The 15,409-nt window shown below is 66.7% G+C and carries 14 protein-coding genes; 9 read left to right on the top strand and 5 right to left on the bottom strand.

The genetic code is table 11. The annotated features are described in order from the left end of the window. Positions 1-30 precede the first annotated feature (30 nt). The 6 genes from ACWDUN_RS19105 to ACWDUN_RS19080 are packed head-to-tail and all read left to right on the top strand — an operon-like array spanning position 31 to position 4,450. Positions 31-444 (top strand): phage holin family protein, encoded by a 414-nt coding sequence (locus ACWDUN_RS19105; protein WP_449931374.1) that lies wholly within the window; start codon positions 31-33, stop codon positions 442-444. After that, entirely contained in the window at positions 431-688 is a 258-nt protein-coding gene (locus ACWDUN_RS19100) for a DUF3618 domain-containing protein (protein WP_449931372.1), read from the top strand. The genes ACWDUN_RS19105 and ACWDUN_RS19100 overlap by 14 nt, the downstream gene beginning before the upstream one ends. Before the next feature lie 25 nt (positions 689-713). Next, entirely contained in the window at positions 714-1,001 is a 288-nt protein-coding gene (locus tag ACWDUN_RS19095; RefSeq protein WP_449931370.1) for a DUF4235 domain-containing protein, read from the top strand. Next, positions 982-2,340, top strand: coding sequence for a cytochrome P450 (locus ACWDUN_RS19090; RefSeq protein ID WP_449931368.1), 1,359 nt, complete (start codon positions 982-984; stop codon positions 2,338-2,340). The genes ACWDUN_RS19095 and ACWDUN_RS19090 overlap by 20 nt, the downstream gene beginning before the upstream one ends. Further along, entirely contained in the window at positions 2,333-3,400 is a 1,068-nt protein-coding gene (locus tag ACWDUN_RS19085; RefSeq protein WP_449931366.1) for a M42 family metallopeptidase, read from the top strand. The genes ACWDUN_RS19090 and ACWDUN_RS19085 overlap by 8 nt, the downstream gene beginning before the upstream one ends. 30 nt (positions 3,401-3,430) lie before the next feature. Next, positions 3,431-4,450 (top strand): iron-containing redox enzyme family protein, encoded by a 1,020-nt coding sequence (locus ACWDUN_RS19080; RefSeq protein WP_449931364.1) that lies wholly within the window; start codon positions 3,431-3,433, stop codon positions 4,448-4,450. A 60-nt stretch (positions 4,451-4,510) separates the two neighbouring features. On the opposite strand, the gene ACWDUN_RS19075 is transcribed toward ACWDUN_RS19080, so the two are convergent. Then, on the bottom strand, positions 4,511-4,747 hold the full coding sequence (locus ACWDUN_RS19075; RefSeq protein ID WP_449931362.1) for a CDGSH iron-sulfur domain-containing protein: 237 nt from the start codon (positions 4,745-4,747) through the stop codon (positions 4,511-4,513). Continuing rightward, positions 4,744-5,442 carry a HemK2/MTQ2 family protein methyltransferase gene (locus tag ACWDUN_RS19070; protein ID WP_449931360.1) on the bottom strand — a complete coding sequence of 233 codons (699 nt, stop codon included), beginning with the start codon at positions 5,440-5,442 and terminating at the stop codon, positions 4,744-4,746. The genes ACWDUN_RS19075 and ACWDUN_RS19070 overlap by 4 nt, the downstream gene beginning before the upstream one ends. Before the next feature lie 679 nt (positions 5,443-6,121). Between ACWDUN_RS19070 and ACWDUN_RS19065 the strand changes: the two genes are divergently transcribed. Both ACWDUN_RS19065 and ACWDUN_RS19060 read left to right on the top strand, forming a co-directional pair. Beyond that, positions 6,122-7,966, top strand: a complete 1,845-nt coding sequence (locus tag ACWDUN_RS19065; protein ID WP_449931358.1) for a cellulase family glycosylhydrolase — start codon at positions 6,122-6,124, stop codon at positions 7,964-7,966. 289 nt (positions 7,967-8,255) lie between these two features. Then, positions 8,256-10,139, top strand: coding sequence for a hypothetical protein (locus ACWDUN_RS19060; RefSeq protein WP_449931356.1), 1,884 nt, complete (start codon positions 8,256-8,258; stop codon positions 10,137-10,139). A 66-nt stretch (positions 10,140-10,205) separates the two neighbouring features. Here the strand turns inward: ACWDUN_RS19060 and ACWDUN_RS19055 are convergent, their stop codons facing one another. Beyond that, positions 10,206-11,045, bottom strand: coding sequence for a glycoside hydrolase family 16 protein (locus tag ACWDUN_RS19055; RefSeq protein ID WP_449931572.1), 840 nt, complete (start codon positions 11,043-11,045; stop codon positions 10,206-10,208). A 180-nt stretch (positions 11,046-11,225) separates the two neighbouring features. Between ACWDUN_RS19055 and ACWDUN_RS19050 the strand changes: the two genes are divergently transcribed. Then, complete coding sequence (locus tag ACWDUN_RS19050; protein WP_449931354.1) at positions 11,226-12,449, top strand: hypothetical protein; 1,224 nt, start codon at positions 11,226-11,228, stop codon at positions 12,447-12,449. 254 nt (positions 12,450-12,703) lie between these two features. Here ACWDUN_RS19050 and ACWDUN_RS19045 read toward each other — a convergent pair whose 3' ends face one another. Together ACWDUN_RS19045 and ACWDUN_RS19040 are read right to left on the bottom strand one after the other, a co-directional pair. Further along, positions 12,704-13,393, bottom strand: coding sequence for a hypothetical protein (locus tag ACWDUN_RS19045; protein WP_449931352.1), 690 nt, complete (start codon positions 13,391-13,393; stop codon positions 12,704-12,706). Positions 13,394-13,553: 160 nt separating this feature from the next. Continuing rightward, on the bottom strand, positions 13,554-15,392 hold the full coding sequence (locus tag ACWDUN_RS19040; protein WP_449931350.1) for an Hsp70 family protein: 1,839 nt from the start codon (positions 15,390-15,392) through the stop codon (positions 13,554-13,556). Between the last annotated feature and the right edge of the window lie 17 nt (positions 15,393-15,409).

The following is a 15,409-nucleotide window of genomic DNA, read 5'->3' as shown; positions in this document are numbered from 1 at the left end:
TTCGCAAGCATCCACCCGATTGGAACGTCGATGACGAACATCGAGACCAAACCCGGCTCCGAGGCCTCCGTGCCGGAGCTGATCAATCAGTTGGCCACTCAGACATCCCGCCTGGTGCGCGATGAGATGAAGTTGGCGCAGTTGGAGTTTCGCCGTGGCGCCACCAAGGCGGGACTGGGAGTCGGCCTGTTCAGCACGGCCGGACTGCTGGCCTTCACGGGCATGCTCGCCCTGGTCGCGGCCGCGGTGGCGGCCCTTGCCCTGGTACTGCCCGTCTGGGCGGCGGCAGCGATCGTCGCGGCGGTCCTTTTCGTGGCGGCCGGTATCGCCGCGGTCGTCGGTAAGAAGCAGATCGAGCAGGCTCCCGAAGCCGCTGGCGAGGTCAGTTCCAGCGTGCATGCGGATGTCGACGCGGTGCGGGGGTCGCTCCATGACCGCACCTGATCCCACCCCCGAGCCCAGCACCGATGCCGGTATCGACGCCATCGAGCAGGACATCGAGCAGACCCGGCGCGAGGTGACCGAGACGGTCGAGGCGCTGACGGCGAAGCTCGACGTCAAGGAACGAGTCACCGACGCCGTGACCGAACCCGACGGATCGGTCAAGACAGCCATCCCGATCGCGGCCACCATCGTGGCCACGACAGTCGTGCTGCTGGGCGTCATCATCTGGCGTCGACGGCACTGAAGCAGACCATCGCGAGGAGACAACCATGACGAAACCCACGATGACCGCGCGCGTCATGTACCGACCCGTCGGGTTGGCCAGTTCCCTGCTCGGCGGCCTGGTGGCCGGCGCCATCTTCAAGCAGGTGTGGAAGCATGCCTCCCCCGGCGACCACGACGATCCACCCACCGCCCTGGAGCGCGAGTATCCGATGCGCGAGATCGTCCTCGCCGCGGCTGTACAAGGCGCGATCTTCTCGGTGGTCAAGACGGTCATCGATCGTCAGGGCGCACGCGTCTTCGAAAGGTGGACCGGTGAGTGGCCGGGCAAGTGACACATCGAGCCCGGCACGTCTGAGCGGCACCGCCGCACTCGCGGCGCTGGTGGATATCGGCGGCGCGTCATTCGCCGCCGGAGTGCTGGCGCGTCGACGCCGGATGGTCGGTGTCCTGGAGCGGTTGCAAGCCGATCGCCGCGCCTTGACCCGCATCCGGCATCTGCGTGAGCGTTTCGGCCGCGGGCCCGTCGAACTGGCAATCCCGGGGCGCTCGGTCGCGGTGATCCTGGACGCTGCCGATGTCGGCACGGTGCTGGCGCAGTCCCCCGATCCGTTCCACCCGGCCAGCTGGGAGAAGCGCAAGGCGCTGGAGAAGTTCCAGCCGCATGCGGTATTGGTCTCGCGCGGCGATGCGCGTGAGCGCCGGCGCGAACTCAACGAGGCGGTGCTGGACTCCTCGATGCCCATGCACCATCTGGCCGAGACCTTCGCCCGCGTCGTGAGCGAGGAATCGCAGAGCCTCGCGGCACACGCCCTCGACGCCGGGGTGCTCAGCGCCGACGAGCTGACCCGGACGTGGTGGCGCATCGCGCGACGCGTGACGCTCGGCGACGATGCACGCGATGACCACGCCGTCACCGACGACCTGTGGCGGCTGCGCAGGGCGGGCAACTGGTCGTTCCTGGGGCGTTCGCACCGCCATCTGCGAGAACGCTTCTCCGACCGGTTGTACGACTACGCCGCGTCCGCGGACGCCCACAGCCTGATCGGAACGCTGGCCCGGTCACCGCGCGACGGCTCGGTCGACCCGATCGGCCAGGTTCCGCACTGGCTGTTCGCGTTCGATGCCGCGGGGATGGCGCTGATCCGCACCGCGGCGTTGCTGAGCACCCATCCCGAGGTGCTGGGACGCTGTGAGCTGACCGACCCGGAGCAGGTTCAGGTCCGGCCCATGTTGCGGGCCAGCGTGCTGGAATCGGTGCGGTTGTGGCCGACCACCCCGGCGATCCTGCGCGAGCTCACCGCCGACACGCGACTGGGACCCGACCGACCGCTGCTACCGCGCGGGGCATCGGTGCTCATCGCCGCACCGGTCTTCCACCGCGATCCCGACCTGCCGTTCGCACATACCTTCGCGCCGGACATCTGGCTGAACGGTATTGCGCAGGAGCATCCCGAGCTCGTGCCGTTCAGCGCCGGGCCCGCCGAATGCCCGGGCCGTAATCTCGTGCTGCTCACCACCAGTTCAGCTCTGGCCCAACTCTTCTCGACGATGCATCTCGAGCTCCGGTCGACGCCGGACCTGGACCCGAACCATCCGCTGCCGCTGACCCTGAACCAGTTCGGCGTCGAGTTCCGCGCGACCGCGCCCTACGCCGCCGTCAGCCATGGGTGACCTGCTGCAGGAGTTGGTGGCGACCTACGGTCCGTGCGGGCAGGAGGACGAGGTCCGCGAGATCTGCCTGCGCGAGGTCACTCCGTTGGCCGACGAGGTGTGGGTCGATGATGCCGGCAATGTCGTCGCGCTGCTGAAGGGTGCCGCGGCGGACGCACCCGCCGTCCGGCTCATGGCCCACATGGACGAGTTGTCGATGATCGTCAAACGGGTGGAATCCGATGGCACGCTGCGGCTCTCACCACTGGGCACCATGTATCCCGGCAACTTCGGTCTGGGTCCGGTGGCGATCCTGGGCCGCAATGACGTGTTGACCGGCGTGCTGACCCTCGGTTCGGAGCACACCACCCAGGAGAGCCAACGCATCTGGGAGACCAAACCTGACCAGGGCGACAAGGCACTGGACTGGTTACACGTGTACGCGTTCACCGGTCGCAGCACAGACGAGTTGCAGGCCGCCGGCATCACGCCGGGGGCCCGCGTCTGCGTGCACCGCAGCAAGCGGGATCTGGTGCGTTTCGGCGGCTATGTCGGCAGCTACTTCATCGACGACCGTGCCGCCATCGTCGTGTTGTTGGAGGCGGCCAAACGACTGCGGACGCAGGACGAACCCCTCACCCGCGATGTGTATCTGGTCTTCACCACCGGTGAGGAGATCGGCGCCAACGGCGGCCTGTACGCGGCACGCACGCTGCCCGACGGCGTCACCGTCGCCGTCGATGTGGGGCCCACCGAGCAGGAATACCACACCTCGATGCACGGCGGTCCGATCGTCGCCTACAGCGACGCGTTGACGACCTACGACAAGCCGACCGCAGACGCCCTGATGGACGCCGCGACACGGAGCGGGCTGGCACCCCAGGCCGCGGTGCTGGGCGCCTTCGAACCCGATGCGTCACACAGCAAGGCGGCCGGCATGTGTCCGCGCGCGGGATTGCTGTGCATCCCGACGCTGAGCACCCATGGTTACGAGGTGATCGCCGAAGGCGCCATCGACGATGCCGCCACGGTGCTCGTCGGCTTCCTGACCGGCGGCGATGTTCGCGAAGTGGACGATTGAGCGAACGCTGATCGCGGGTAGTCAGCTTTCGTGACTCTCGCCTCTCCTCGCCTCGAACCCCAGCTGCCCCTGCCACGCGGGCCCCTCTCACTCGCGGTGATCGAACTGCTGAGCGAGCGTGCACCCGTGAACCACCTGTTCCAGGTGGAAGCCTCACTGGGAGATGCCGATCCGTTCGGCCTGGATCTGCACCTTGCCCTCTACGTCTGTTACGAACTGCACTACCGCGGGTTCGCCGACGTGGACCCGGGCTGGGAATGGGACGCCGGCCTGCTGCATCTGCGCGGCAGGATGGAGAGCCTTTTCCTGTCCGAAGTGCGGCGGCAGGTCGGAGCCATCGGTGCCGATGAGACCGCGCTCGCCGAGATGGACCGACTGTCGGTCGAACCCGTCGACGGCGAAGGTCTGTCCTACTACCTGCGCGACAAGGGCAACTGGGAGCAGATGCGCGAGTACTTCGTGCACCGGTCGCTGTATCACCTCAAGGAGGGCGATCCGCATGCGTGGGCGATCCCGCGGCTGACCGGTCAGGCCAAGGCGGCCTTCGTCGCCGTCGAGTACGACGAATTCGGCGCCGGTAACGGCACCCGTCTGCACCAACGACTGTTCGCCGACCTCTTGGACGCCGCGGACCTGACATCGGCCTACCTCGGATACATCGACGTGGTACCCGCCGAGGCACTGGCCGCGGTCAACCTGATGTCTTTGTTCGGGCTGCACCGGCGTCACCGCGGTGCGGCGGTCGGGCATTTCGCGTCCACCGAGATCACCTCGCCCCCGGGGTCGCGCCGACTGGTCGATGCCCTGCAGCGAATGGGGGCCCCGCAGCCCTGCATCGAGTTCTATGCCGAACACGTCGAGGCCGACGCCGTGCACGAGCAGGTGGTGCGCACCGACGTCGTGGGCGATCTGCTGGCCCACGAGCCGCACTTGGACCACGACATCGTATTCGGTATCCGCGCACACGCTTTCGTGGAGGACCGACTGGCCGACCACATGATGCGATGCTGGCAGCGCGATGAGTCCTCGCTGCGGCGGCCGCTGGAGTGAGCGCACGCGAAGCGGGCCGGGTAGCCACGGCTACCCGGCCCGCATTGCGTGGTCCTGCGCTCAGTCCTTGGCCGGTTGCGGCGCGCTGACGTTCTTGGCACCCGATGTACGGCACCGACGGCGATGGCTGGTGTCGCACAGCGGGTAGGTCTTACTGCGCCCACAGGCGCAGATCGCCACCATGAACCGGTCGGATTCGACGGTGGATCCGTCGGGCAACTCGACCGACACCGGTCCCTGCACCAGGACGGGTCCGCCCCGTACCGCCCGCACGGTGCGGGGTTGCTGCCCACTCACGGCTTGTCGGCCCGGATCACCAGCAGTTCCTCTTCGCGCCGGCCGGGCTGGAGAAGACCTGCGTCCTCCATCCACTGGGCACGCGCCGTCAGCACGGGTCCGAACGGGATCCACTCCCACGCCACGATGTCGGCGTCCAGTCCAGCAGAAGACAGCGCTTCCAACGTCTTTCGCGGATCGGCGAATTCGGACTGCACGATCAGGACGCTGCCGCCGTCGGCGAGCAGGTCGGGCACCGCCTCACACAACGGGTCGAGAATCATCCGACCGTCGGAACCGGCGTCCCATGCGCGGGCAGGTCCGACGGTGGCCGGCAGCGCCTCCAGGGCCGGATCGTGCGGGACATAGGGAGGATTGCAGACCACCAGATCGAACGGGGCGAATTCCGCGGCGCGCGCCCACGAACCGAGGTGGACATCGACGTTCGCGCCGGCGATCTCGGCGTTGGCACGGGCGCAGCGGACCGCGCGGGGGCAGATGTCGAAGGCCGCGACACTCGCGGCGCCCTGGGCCGCGGCGTTGATGGCCGCCACACCGCTGCCGGTGCACAGATCGGCCACCCGGCTGCCGAGCGCCAGGCCCGACTTGTCCATCGTCTCGACCAGCAGTCGGGAGTCCTCGCGAGGGGCGTACACACCGTCGGCCACCATCGTGACAAGTCGGGAGTCGCCGTCGTACGGGTAAGCGGTAGTCATCTTTGCCTCTCGCGGGTCAACGGGCCGGTTCTGCATGCTCTGATGCCCTGCGCTGCAAGCACCCAAACAACGCAGGTCAACCGTCGCGCCGCCTGGATACCCATTCGTCGCGCGGCCCACCACACGCTGCGCGGTCAGGCAGCCGTGGCCGTGTTTCGAGGCCGAACTGGCCATCTGACACCGACTGTCACTTTGCTAAGGGTCTCGACCATCTCGATAAGCAGTTAACTGGGAACTTCCGCGCAAGAGAGCCGATTCAGCAAATTACGATCTTGAAATAGCCGACTGCGCAAATGCCGTTTAGTGTCACTAACTTGCGATATTGAAAAATTTGTATGACCCTGGTGAACATTTGTTCGTCGCATGACTTCGCAATTCGTACAAGCGAAAACTCCGCGCGCACGATCTTCGCGACAATTGACACACCAGCAATATGTTAGGGGGCCTTGAACTGGCCATTCGTAGACGCCAAGGGCATCTAACCATTCTTTGCGCGAATGGCGCCGGTTCCCGCCGGATTGATCTTCAAAATGCTCGGGTACAGCTCGAGTTGCAAGCGATGTGAACCGCATCACTAACTACTAATCCGGTTGAACGGAAGTTTGGGGAAGGCATTATGTGGGGGCCATGGCAGCGAGCAGCAAAGCCACTTTGCTCAGTCGCAGCGCCACTGTTTGCAATGACACTCGTCGGGGCGACGGTGCACGTCGGCACACCGCCCGCACCGTCGGACCAGATCCGACAAGTGTCTTCACCGGTGAATCTGGCCGCCGCCATCGACACTTCCCCGAACGCGGTCGGCATCGCCGAGTCCGAGCTGTACTTCATGACCCCCGAAGAGGTCGAGGTCGCGCTGGACACCATGCAATCGCTCGGCGTCACGCAGGTGCGGATCTTCGTGCCTTGGCGCGCCGTCGAACCGGCGCCCGGTGAATACAACTGGACCGAGGTGGACAAGGTCGTCAACGCGGCCTACGAGCGCGACATGGCCGTGCTCGGTGCGGTCACCAGTACGCCTACCTGGGCATCCGACGTCCAGAACTCGGCCTACGGCGCACCGCGCAACCCCGAGGACTTCGGCAGCTTCATGGGCGCACTGGCCGAACGCTACGGCGCCGGTGAGGGTGATCCCGAGACCGCACGCATCTCTGCATACGAAATCTGGAACGAGCCACAGAGTTTCGTGTTCTGGAATCCGCGCCCCGATCCCGCGGCGTACACCGAGCTGCTCAAGGCCGGCTACACCGCGGTGAAGGAAGTCGACCCGACCGGCACCGTCGTCGGCGGTGTCGTCACCGCAGGACTGTCCTGGGGTGGTGTGAACATCAACCCGGTCGAGTTCGTCCAGACGATGTATGAGAGTGGGGCGGCCGGGTACTTCGACGCGCTGTCCTACCACCCGTACAACTACGACTGGAAGTTCGGCGACGGGTTCGGCAACGAGATCTCGGCGGTCGAACAGCTGCGGTCCATGCAGGCACTGATGGAGCAGTACGGCGACGGGGACAAGACGGTCTGGACCAGTGAGTACGGCCTGCCGACGTCCTACGTCTCGGAGGAGCAGCAGGCCGAGTTCATCGGCGACTTCATGGACACCTGGTCCGAACTCGACGGCGTCGGTCCGCAGTTCATCTACTCGCTGGTCGACCGCAACTCGGCGTCCACCGAGGTCGAGGACACCTGGGGGCTGTTCCGCGACGACTACACGCCCAAGCAGGCGGCCGCTGTCGTCGAGGCCTGGATCGAGGAGAACGGTCCCATCCCGGATGGCGGGATCCCCATCGACGAACTGCCGCCGCTGGAAGAGTTGCCGGAGGCCGAGGTTCCGACCGATCCCGTGATCGACCCGGTGACCGAAGAGCCGACCTCGCCCGAACCGGTGGATCCGGTCGCCGAGGCGGTGGCCAATTGGCAGGCCGCACTGGCCGAAGCCGCCGCCAACTGGGCAGCGGCCTGGGGCCAGACGACGACGCCCACGGCGACGACGCAGCCGGTGTCGGCGACCACCGAGCCGGTCACGGCATTGAGCACCCCGACAGCACCGGCGGATGCGGATACCACGGTTGCCGAGGCTGAGCTGGCCGAGGCGGTTGCCGAGGCGACGACGGCCACCCAGGAGGCCGCCACCGCCGAGGAGACCACCGAAGAGGTCGATGCACCCACCACCGCAACGGATCCCGCGCTGGAGAGCACGGATTCATCCCGCGCGGCGGTGATCGAAGCGACCCAGGCCGAGCCCGAGGACGCTGCCGCCGTCACCGAGTCCGATACGACGGATGCACAGGAGGCGACCGCCGCCGAGGAGACCGCCGACACGTCGGACGACGCTGCCGCCGACTCGACCGCCGATGCGGCGACCGACGATTCTGCGACCGACACGGACAGCAGCTCCACCGACGGCGCCGCCGATTCGGAATCGTCGACATCCGACACCGACACCGATTCGGGCTCCAGCTCGGACAGCGGCTCGGACAGCAGTTCAGACAGCTCGACGAGCAGCAGCTCAGACGGTTCCGCCGAATAGTCACTCGATCATCGGTCGGGGTAGGTCAACACCTACCCCGACCGATTTCGTTTTTTGGCTAACTCGTTGATCATCGAAGCAATCCGGACATCGGGCATTTCCGTCGCCATGACCGCCCGTCGGCAAATGCCATTCCGCAAACTCGATAATTCGTGGAAATCATGACCGGACACCCAACCCGACCTAAGCATCTGCCGACGTCATTGGATGTTTTCGCCGCCCTCGATGGTCTAAGGTCTGAGCAGAGCTGCGCAGCCGCCAGCCAACATTTCGACCGTCGGGAGTCGTCATGGGCAAACCAGCTTCTCACGCCTGGCGCCAACGCGTCACCATCACCATCGCGTCGACCGCCGTGCTCGTGTGCGCCACCGCCGAGTTGCGCGCACCGGCCGAGGTGCGCGCGATGTCGCTACCGGTCGGGCTGGTGGCCGCCATCGAGGAGACACCCACGACCATCGGTCTGGCAGACTCCAATCTGGTGCGCCTGGGCACCGAGGATCTCATCGACGAGCAACTGGACATGATGCAGGCCCTGGGCGTGCAGAACGTCCGGATCGGCATCTCCTGGATCTCCACCCAGTTCACCGAGAACGGCAACTTCTTCTGGGGCGCAACGGATTACGTCATCAATGAAGCTCACCGGCGCGGCATGGGCGTACTCGGCGTCCTCCATGAGACACCGGCGTGGGCGGGCAGCCCGCCACTGTCGGGCACCCCCAACCTCGAAGCGTTCGGGAAGTTCGCCGGCGCCGTCGCACAAAAATACGAGGGCAAGATCTCGGCACTAGAGGTGTGGAACGAACCCAACGGCCGCTTTTTCCTCAATCCCGTCGACCCGGCCAACTACGCCGCCATGGTGCGGACCGCGTACACCGCCATAAAGGCGCACGACAATCCACTGGATCCCAGCGATGACATCACCGTCGTCGCCGGCGTTCTCGGCTCAGGCCGCACCCTCGGTGACGACTTCACCATGAACCCGGTCGACTTCCTGCAGGGCATGTACGACGCCGACGCCCACGGCTACTTCGACGCATTCTCCTTCCACCCCTACCACTACGACATTCCGTTCTCCGAGGGCGAGACGCAGTCGGACTCACCCGTCCTCCAACTTCGTCAGATCCGAGCGCTGATGGAACAGTACGGCGACGGGGCCCTCAAGGTGTGGGCCAGTGAGTACGGGCTGCCCACCACACCCTTCAATCCCGCCAATCCGCTGCTGTACAACTCCCCCCAGAAGCAAGCCGAGTTTCTGGCGGACTTCTTGGCCAATTGGCAGCGGGAGGCCGGCACCGGCCCCATCTTCATCTACTCGACCAGAGACCTGAACAGCGGAAGCCCGAGCGATCAGGACAATTTCGGCATCTGGTACACAAACTGGGACGAGAAACCTGCGGTCGACGTGATCCGCGACTTCCTAAAGGATCTCGATCCCGAGTACCCACTTCTCGCCGCGATCAGGAACGCCATCAATCGATTCGTGGAGATCACCGGCGAGGTCATCAACGACCTCGTCGACATCGGTTTGGCCGTGGCAGAAGCGATCATCGATGCCACGGTCTGGGTCGCCAAGACCATCGCGCAGGTGACCGTCAACGTGGTGGAAGGGATCGTCGACATCACCTCGAAGGTGGTGCACGGCATCGCCGACGCCATCGGCAATGCGGTCAACTGGGTGGTCGACAAGGTGAAGAGTTGCCTGGGCATCGACGCCCCCGCCCCACCGGTGCACAGCCGAATGACCGGGCCGGCAGCGACTTTGACCATCGAGCAACCCGAATCCGCGCCGATGACCGCGGACAAGTCGATCGACGCGGCCGATGAGGTCACCGTCGACAACGACGCGCCCGAGCCGGAATCCAGCGAGATCAAGGAAACAGACGGGGCCGAGGTCGGGCTGGTCGGTGTCGACGCGGTAGAGACCGAAACCGTGGATACCGAACTCGAAGCCGAGATCGAAGAAACAAAGACGGACGATGAAGATGTCGTCGAGGACGATCTCACCGAATCGCCGGGTCTCGACCCGGAATCGACCGATACCGAGGTCACCGAACCCGATACCGACGAGGAATCCGCTGCCTCCGAACAGGAGAAGGCGGACGAGGACGCCGACACATCCGACGACACCTCGGCGGCGAAGTCCGACACGGAGAAGTCTGCTACCGAGGACTGACGCGAATGGCCGGTTATTGCACGCCTTCAACGAAAAGTTGTGCAATAACCGGCCATTCGGCGGCGATCAGAAGACGCGGATCCAGTCGACGAGCATCTCGGCGGGGTAGGTTCCGCCGGCCGGTTCGCGACCGCCCGAACCGCCGATCGCGATGTTGAACACCGGAGCCATGGTGAAGCCCGGATCGTTGAAAGGCCAGTCCGGCAACGAGTTCGACTTCACCGTGTAGAACGGCTCCATGCCGGGCTGGTAGTCCTTCCAGAAGTACATGCCCTCCGGCTTCCAGGTCATCCGCCAGGTGTGCCATTCCCCGTCGACCGGGTGCTTGAAGGTCTGGAACTGGGTGCCGTCGAGTTTGGCGTGCACGGTGGTGCCCGAGGGCCAGTCCTGGTTGCCGTACCACTCGAACAGGTCGACCTCGCCGCCGCGCACCGGGTTGTCGTTGATCAGCCAGAAGGCCGGCCACGCCCCGTTGGTCAGGCAGTTGAGCTTGACGCGGGCCTCCCACGTCGTCCCGACGCCACCGCGCCAATTGCCGATGATCTTCGCGCTGGCGAACTTCTCCTGGATGTTGGCGCCGGGTCCCTCGGTGGCCCGGATCACCAGGTTGCCGTTGCCGTCCTGGAAGACATGCTCCTGGTCGGTGACATAGCGGCCCATGTTGAACGGTTTGTCCCACTCGACGGGGTTCCGGATGGTCTCTCGCTGCGGGACGATGAACCACGCGGCCGGGTCGGGAGGTGAACCGGCGGGACCGTTGAACTCGTCCTGCCAGAGGATCGGAGGCGTGGCGCCGGCCGGCGCCGGGACCCCTGGACCGGGAGCGAGGTCGCCCGGAAGCGGCTCGGCGTGGGCGGTGTTCACGGGCAGCGCCGCGGCGGCTGCACCCAGTCCGAGCATCATCATCGCACTGCGTCGATCGAATTCAGGCACGACCGAACCATAACGATGTCCGGCCGTTTTCGGGCGTAACTGGGCCTGAGCGAACTCTCAGGGGGCCGAAAAGGGAGCCCCCACTTTCGGCTTCTGCTCGGCTAGCGTTTCCGTCGGCAAACGTCCCGACCGACCTCAGGAGTCACTAAGAGCATGGCCAACAAGGTGTTTCGGCAAACCCTCTCCACCGGCGTGGCCCTGGCAAGTGCCGGTGCCATCGCCTTGACTCCGGTGACCGTGGCACCCGAGGTGAAGGCCGTCATCGACACTCCTCGCCTCGTCACCGCCGAGGTCATGCCTGCCGGCCTGATCCAGGATCTGCAACTCGTCGCCTCCGGCGCCCAGGCGGCGCTCGGTCAGAGCTACGACGCGCTGACCCGCAAGATCCCCGACCTGTGGTGGACGGTGCACGAGCAGTGGCCCGACGCCGATCTGCTGCACTGGAACTACGCCCTGGTCAGCGACATCCTGTTGGCGCCCATCACTCCGCTGGTCATCGGGCCGCTCAACGACGCCGTCGCCGAAGCCGTGGCGCGCAACTTCCCGATCCTCGGCGACCAGATCCGGGAGATCCCCGAGTTCGTCGAATACGCCTTCGTCCGCCTCGTCGGCCCGCTGCTGAGCGCGATCGGCGGCGCCGGCGTGGCCCATTCCGAGATCTACTACTCGATGACGACGTGGCGCATCGAACCGTTCATCGAGGCCATCGTGCGGGCCCCGTTCCATGTCATCGACGGCCTGCTCTTCGGCGGCTACGGCGATCTCGGACCGATTCTGCCGGGCCGCGAGGGGCAGTACATCCCGGCGCCGGGACTGCTCACGCCGTGGGGCAAGCCTCCGCCGGTGCGCGATATCAAGACTCCCGACGACATCGTGAACACCACCGTTCCCGGCGCCGACGCCGCACTGGTGAGTCTGGTGACCGAGCCGGGTGAGCAGACCGAGGGCGCGACCACCACGACAACCGAGGTGACGACCATCGAGATCACGACCACCGAGATCACGCCGGCCGTCGAGACGACGGAGACCACCGAGGTCCTCGATCCGGCCGAGGTCCCCGAGCCCGTCGAGACGACGGCGCCGGAAACCACCGCGCCTGAAGTCACCGAGCCGAGCACCGCCCCGACCGACGTGGACGAACCAGTCACCGAGACCGAGATCGAGACCGACGCCGAGACCGAGGAGTCGACCAAGCCCGCCAAGAAGGATCCGGCGGCCGGAATCCGGCAGGGCATCAAGGACTTCCGCGACAATGTCGGCCGGACCGTACAGAAGCTCACCGGCGGCGGAGCACCGTCGCGTTCCGGATCGCAGGATTCCGGCACCGGCAGTCGCAGCAGCGACTCCGCCAAATCCGATTCCGGCGACTCCGAGTAACCGGGCACTTCGGGGGCCCCGTGCACGTCTGCACGGGGCCCACAGTCGTCTCTGCCGAGTGTGTGGCCTGGATGTCGCGTGGTCCGGGCGCGCGAACTACCTGAGCGCAGCCCAGTCGCCACACCCCTGACCAGACTGAAGTCACGCACGCAAACCTCTACGCAACACCTACCTCAACGCAGCCCGGTCACCACAACCCCGACCACACTGAAACCACGCACACGATCGATTCACAGCGGCGGTGGGCCGGCGAGCTAGCGGTAGTAGACCTCGTCACCGGTCGGGTAACCGCCGCCGGTGGTGGTGACGTGCACGTGGTCGTAGTGGCCATAGCCACCGGACCCCGAAGCGCCGGTGGGCGTGTAATAGGTCCCGCGCCAGATCGCGTCCTGCATGCCGAATCGGGCGGCGTTCTTCATGACGTAGGCCACGATCTGATTGCCCAGCGCGATCCCCTGCGCACTGCCGGGGTTGGGGATCATCACGTCCAGGGCCAGGCCGTTGGGATGCCAGCGCAGCGCATCCGGGCGGACGCCACCGATGCTGCGGATCTCCGGGAACACGGCGCTGATCGCCCGGGCCGCCAGAATGGTCTTGACCTGCAAGCCGTGCTCAGGTGCCACCCCGGGCGGCAGCAGCAGCGGTCGGTTGTCGGGACGCCAGCGGGAGGCCGCGACCAGTTGCGCAGACGGGGCCGACGACGCCACCGGCACCACCGCGCCGGGGCTCCAGGCGAACGCTTCGGGGGCGGCGATGACCTCGACGCCGGGCACTGCGCTGTCGACGGCCGGAGCGGCAACGCGGGCGGTGACCGTCATGGCACGTTCGGGGGCGGGAGGCTCGGCTTCCGCGCCTACGGAGAACAGCACGGCCGCGGGTGCGACGATCGCGGCAAGAGCCGCTGCGGGCCGATACCGGCCGCTCGCCGTTCTCTGTCGCGCCATTCACCGCACCTTACGAACTGGTTCAGCAACCGCCGAGACCGTGGCGTTTGCTTGCCGTTACATATTCGTGACTTTGACCACGGGACTATAACCCGGCGTGTCGCTGCGGCTCAACTCTTCGGAAAAACCCATCCGCGCAGGTGAAGGCACTTCCCGGTGGTTACGGGCCTGCCGGAGCCCCCTGATTGGGCACCTGGATCGGTATCGACGGCAACCCCGGGATCACGAGATAGGTGGTCGTCATCGCCGGTCGTGTGGTGGTCGGCTGCGCCGTCGTCGTGACCGGCGGGACAGTCGTCGTGGTCGTCGTCGGCGGCGTCGTGGTCGTCGCGGTGGTCGCCGCCGTGGTGGTGGTCGTCGACGGCGTCGTGGTGGTCGTGGTCGTCGTCGTGGTGGTGGTCGTCGTGGTTGTCGTGGTGGTCGTGGTGGTGGTCGGTTGGGTGGTCGTCGTCGTGTACGTCGTCGGAGCCACCGGCTGCACCGGCTGCGGTTGCGGTGCGACGGGTTCCGGCGGCGGTGGCGGCGCCTGGGTCACGGTGACGACGCCGGGCGGCGGCTCGACGGGCGGGGCCTCCGCCGGCGGCGGCGTCAGCACACCGGTCACCGGAGCGGTCGACGGGCTCGGCGCCGGGCTCTCCGACGTGCCGGTCAGGGCGATCGCGACACCGCCGAGCGCGAGCAGCGAGATGATGCCCACCGCGGCGAACACGGCCATCGGCACCCGTGGCAGGCCGCGCGGCTCCTCATCGTGACCGGCCGGGACATGGTGCGACACAACGCGAGTGGTGTCATCGGTCAGATACGGGTTGACCGGCGGGTAGTCATCGGGCCCGGCGTAGGGCACCGGTTCTGCCCCGACGTCGTCGTCCTGGGACCAGGCCAGCGCCCGGAACGTCGACGATCCCGACGGGTCCTGGGTGATGGCCGACGCCGGCGCCAGACTGGTGGGGGCATCCCCACCGATCGCCGGCGCGATACCGGTCTGCGCGCCGGTATCGGTGCCATAGGCCGCCCGCAGCGCCGCCCCGAGCGCGGCATCCAACGCGGGCTGCGGGGTGTTCACCACCAGGGTCTGGGTGTGCTCGGAGAGCTTCTGGGTGACCAGCGGGATGCTGGCACCACCGCCCACGGTGGCGATCACCGATACCGCGGACCACCCGATCCTGTTGCGTTGCAACAGGTTGTCGAGCTCGGTGAGCACCAGCGCAAACGGCTCGGCGAGCAGCGCCTCCAGCTCGGCACGGGTCACCCGCACCACCGAACGCACACCGGGCAGATCCACGGGCACCTCGGTGGCCGTGGTCGCCGACAGCCGCTCCTTGGCCTGGCGGCACTCCTCGCGCAGGACGCCGAGCTGCCCGACCGCTGCGGTCGCGGCGGGGTCGGCATCGTTGACGCCGGCCAACACATGCGCCAGCAGCGCCTGATCGATGAGGTCGCCCGAGAAGTCGGCCACCCGGACCGTCTCGTCGATCGGTTCGAACGCCGTGTCCGCGTCGGCCAGCGTGATGCTGGTGCCCCCGCCGCCGAGGTCGATCAGCACCACCGGCCCGGTCGCGTTCAGTCCCGGGTTGGCATTGAGCGCGGTCAGCGAGGTGACGGCGTCGGACACCAGCCGCGGTGGCGTGCCACTCGGTGAGAGCACCGGGTTGGCACGCATGGTCGCCCGCAGCGTGCGCATGGTGGCCGGTGTCCAGTGCGCCGGGACGGCGATCACCGTCTGCGCCGGTGCCGGCTGCCCGATCAGTGCCTCCAGCGCCTCCACCAGCAGGTCGTCGGCCAGGTAGGTCGAACCGTCGGCGGCCACCAGGGGAATCGGGTCGCCCACGCGTTCAACGAAACCGGTCAGCACCTGACCGGGGCGTGCCGAGGGCACACCGACTTCCGGTGCGCCGTCGCTGGGTAGGGTCAGCACCGCGCGCCGGATCATGGGTCGGTCGCCGACACGAGCCGCGACCAGGTTGGTCGTCCCGATCGACAACCCCAACGGGTCGCTCATATCGTGACCCACCATAA

This window comes from Mycobacterium sp. NPDC003323 (genome assembly GCF_053589535.1).
Note: the sequence above shows the minus strand (reverse complement) of the source record. Positions and strands in the feature narration are given on the sequence as shown.

Bases quoted from the DNA above. Each gene is read 5' to 3' on its own strand.
- ACWDUN_RS19105 (WP_449931374.1), top strand. From the start codon at position 31: ATGACGAACATCGAGACCAAACCCGGCTCCGAGGCCTCCGTGCCGGAG.
- ACWDUN_RS19100 (WP_449931372.1), top strand. From the start codon at position 431: ATGACCGCACCTGATCCCACCCCCGAGCCCAGCACCGATGCCGGTATC.
- ACWDUN_RS19095 (WP_449931370.1), top strand. From the start codon at position 714: ATGACGAAACCCACGATGACCGCGCGCGTCATGTACCGACCCGTCGGG.
- ACWDUN_RS19085 (WP_449931366.1), top strand. From the start codon at position 2,333: ATGGGTGACCTGCTGCAGGAGTTGGTGGCGACCTACGGTCCGTGCGGG.
- ACWDUN_RS19070 (WP_449931360.1), bottom strand. From the start codon at position 5,442: ATGACTACCGCTTACCCGTACGACGGCGACTCCCGACTTGTCACGATG.
- ACWDUN_RS19065 (WP_449931358.1), top strand. From the start codon at position 6,122: ATGACACTCGTCGGGGCGACGGTGCACGTCGGCACACCGCCCGCACCG.
- ACWDUN_RS19060 (WP_449931356.1), top strand. From the start codon at position 8,256: ATGGGCAAACCAGCTTCTCACGCCTGGCGCCAACGCGTCACCATCACC.
- ACWDUN_RS19055 (WP_449931572.1), bottom strand. From the start codon at position 11,045: ATGATGATGCTCGGACTGGGTGCAGCCGCCGCGGCGCTGCCCGTGAAC.
- ACWDUN_RS19050 (WP_449931354.1), top strand. From the start codon at position 11,226: ATGGCCAACAAGGTGTTTCGGCAAACCCTCTCCACCGGCGTGGCCCTG.
- ACWDUN_RS19045 (WP_449931352.1), bottom strand. From the start codon at position 13,393: ATGGCGCGACAGAGAACGGCGAGCGGCCGGTATCGGCCCGCAGCGGCT.
- ACWDUN_RS19040 (WP_449931350.1), bottom strand. From the start codon at position 15,392: ATGAGCGACCCGTTGGGGTTGTCGATCGGGACGACCAACCTGGTCGCG.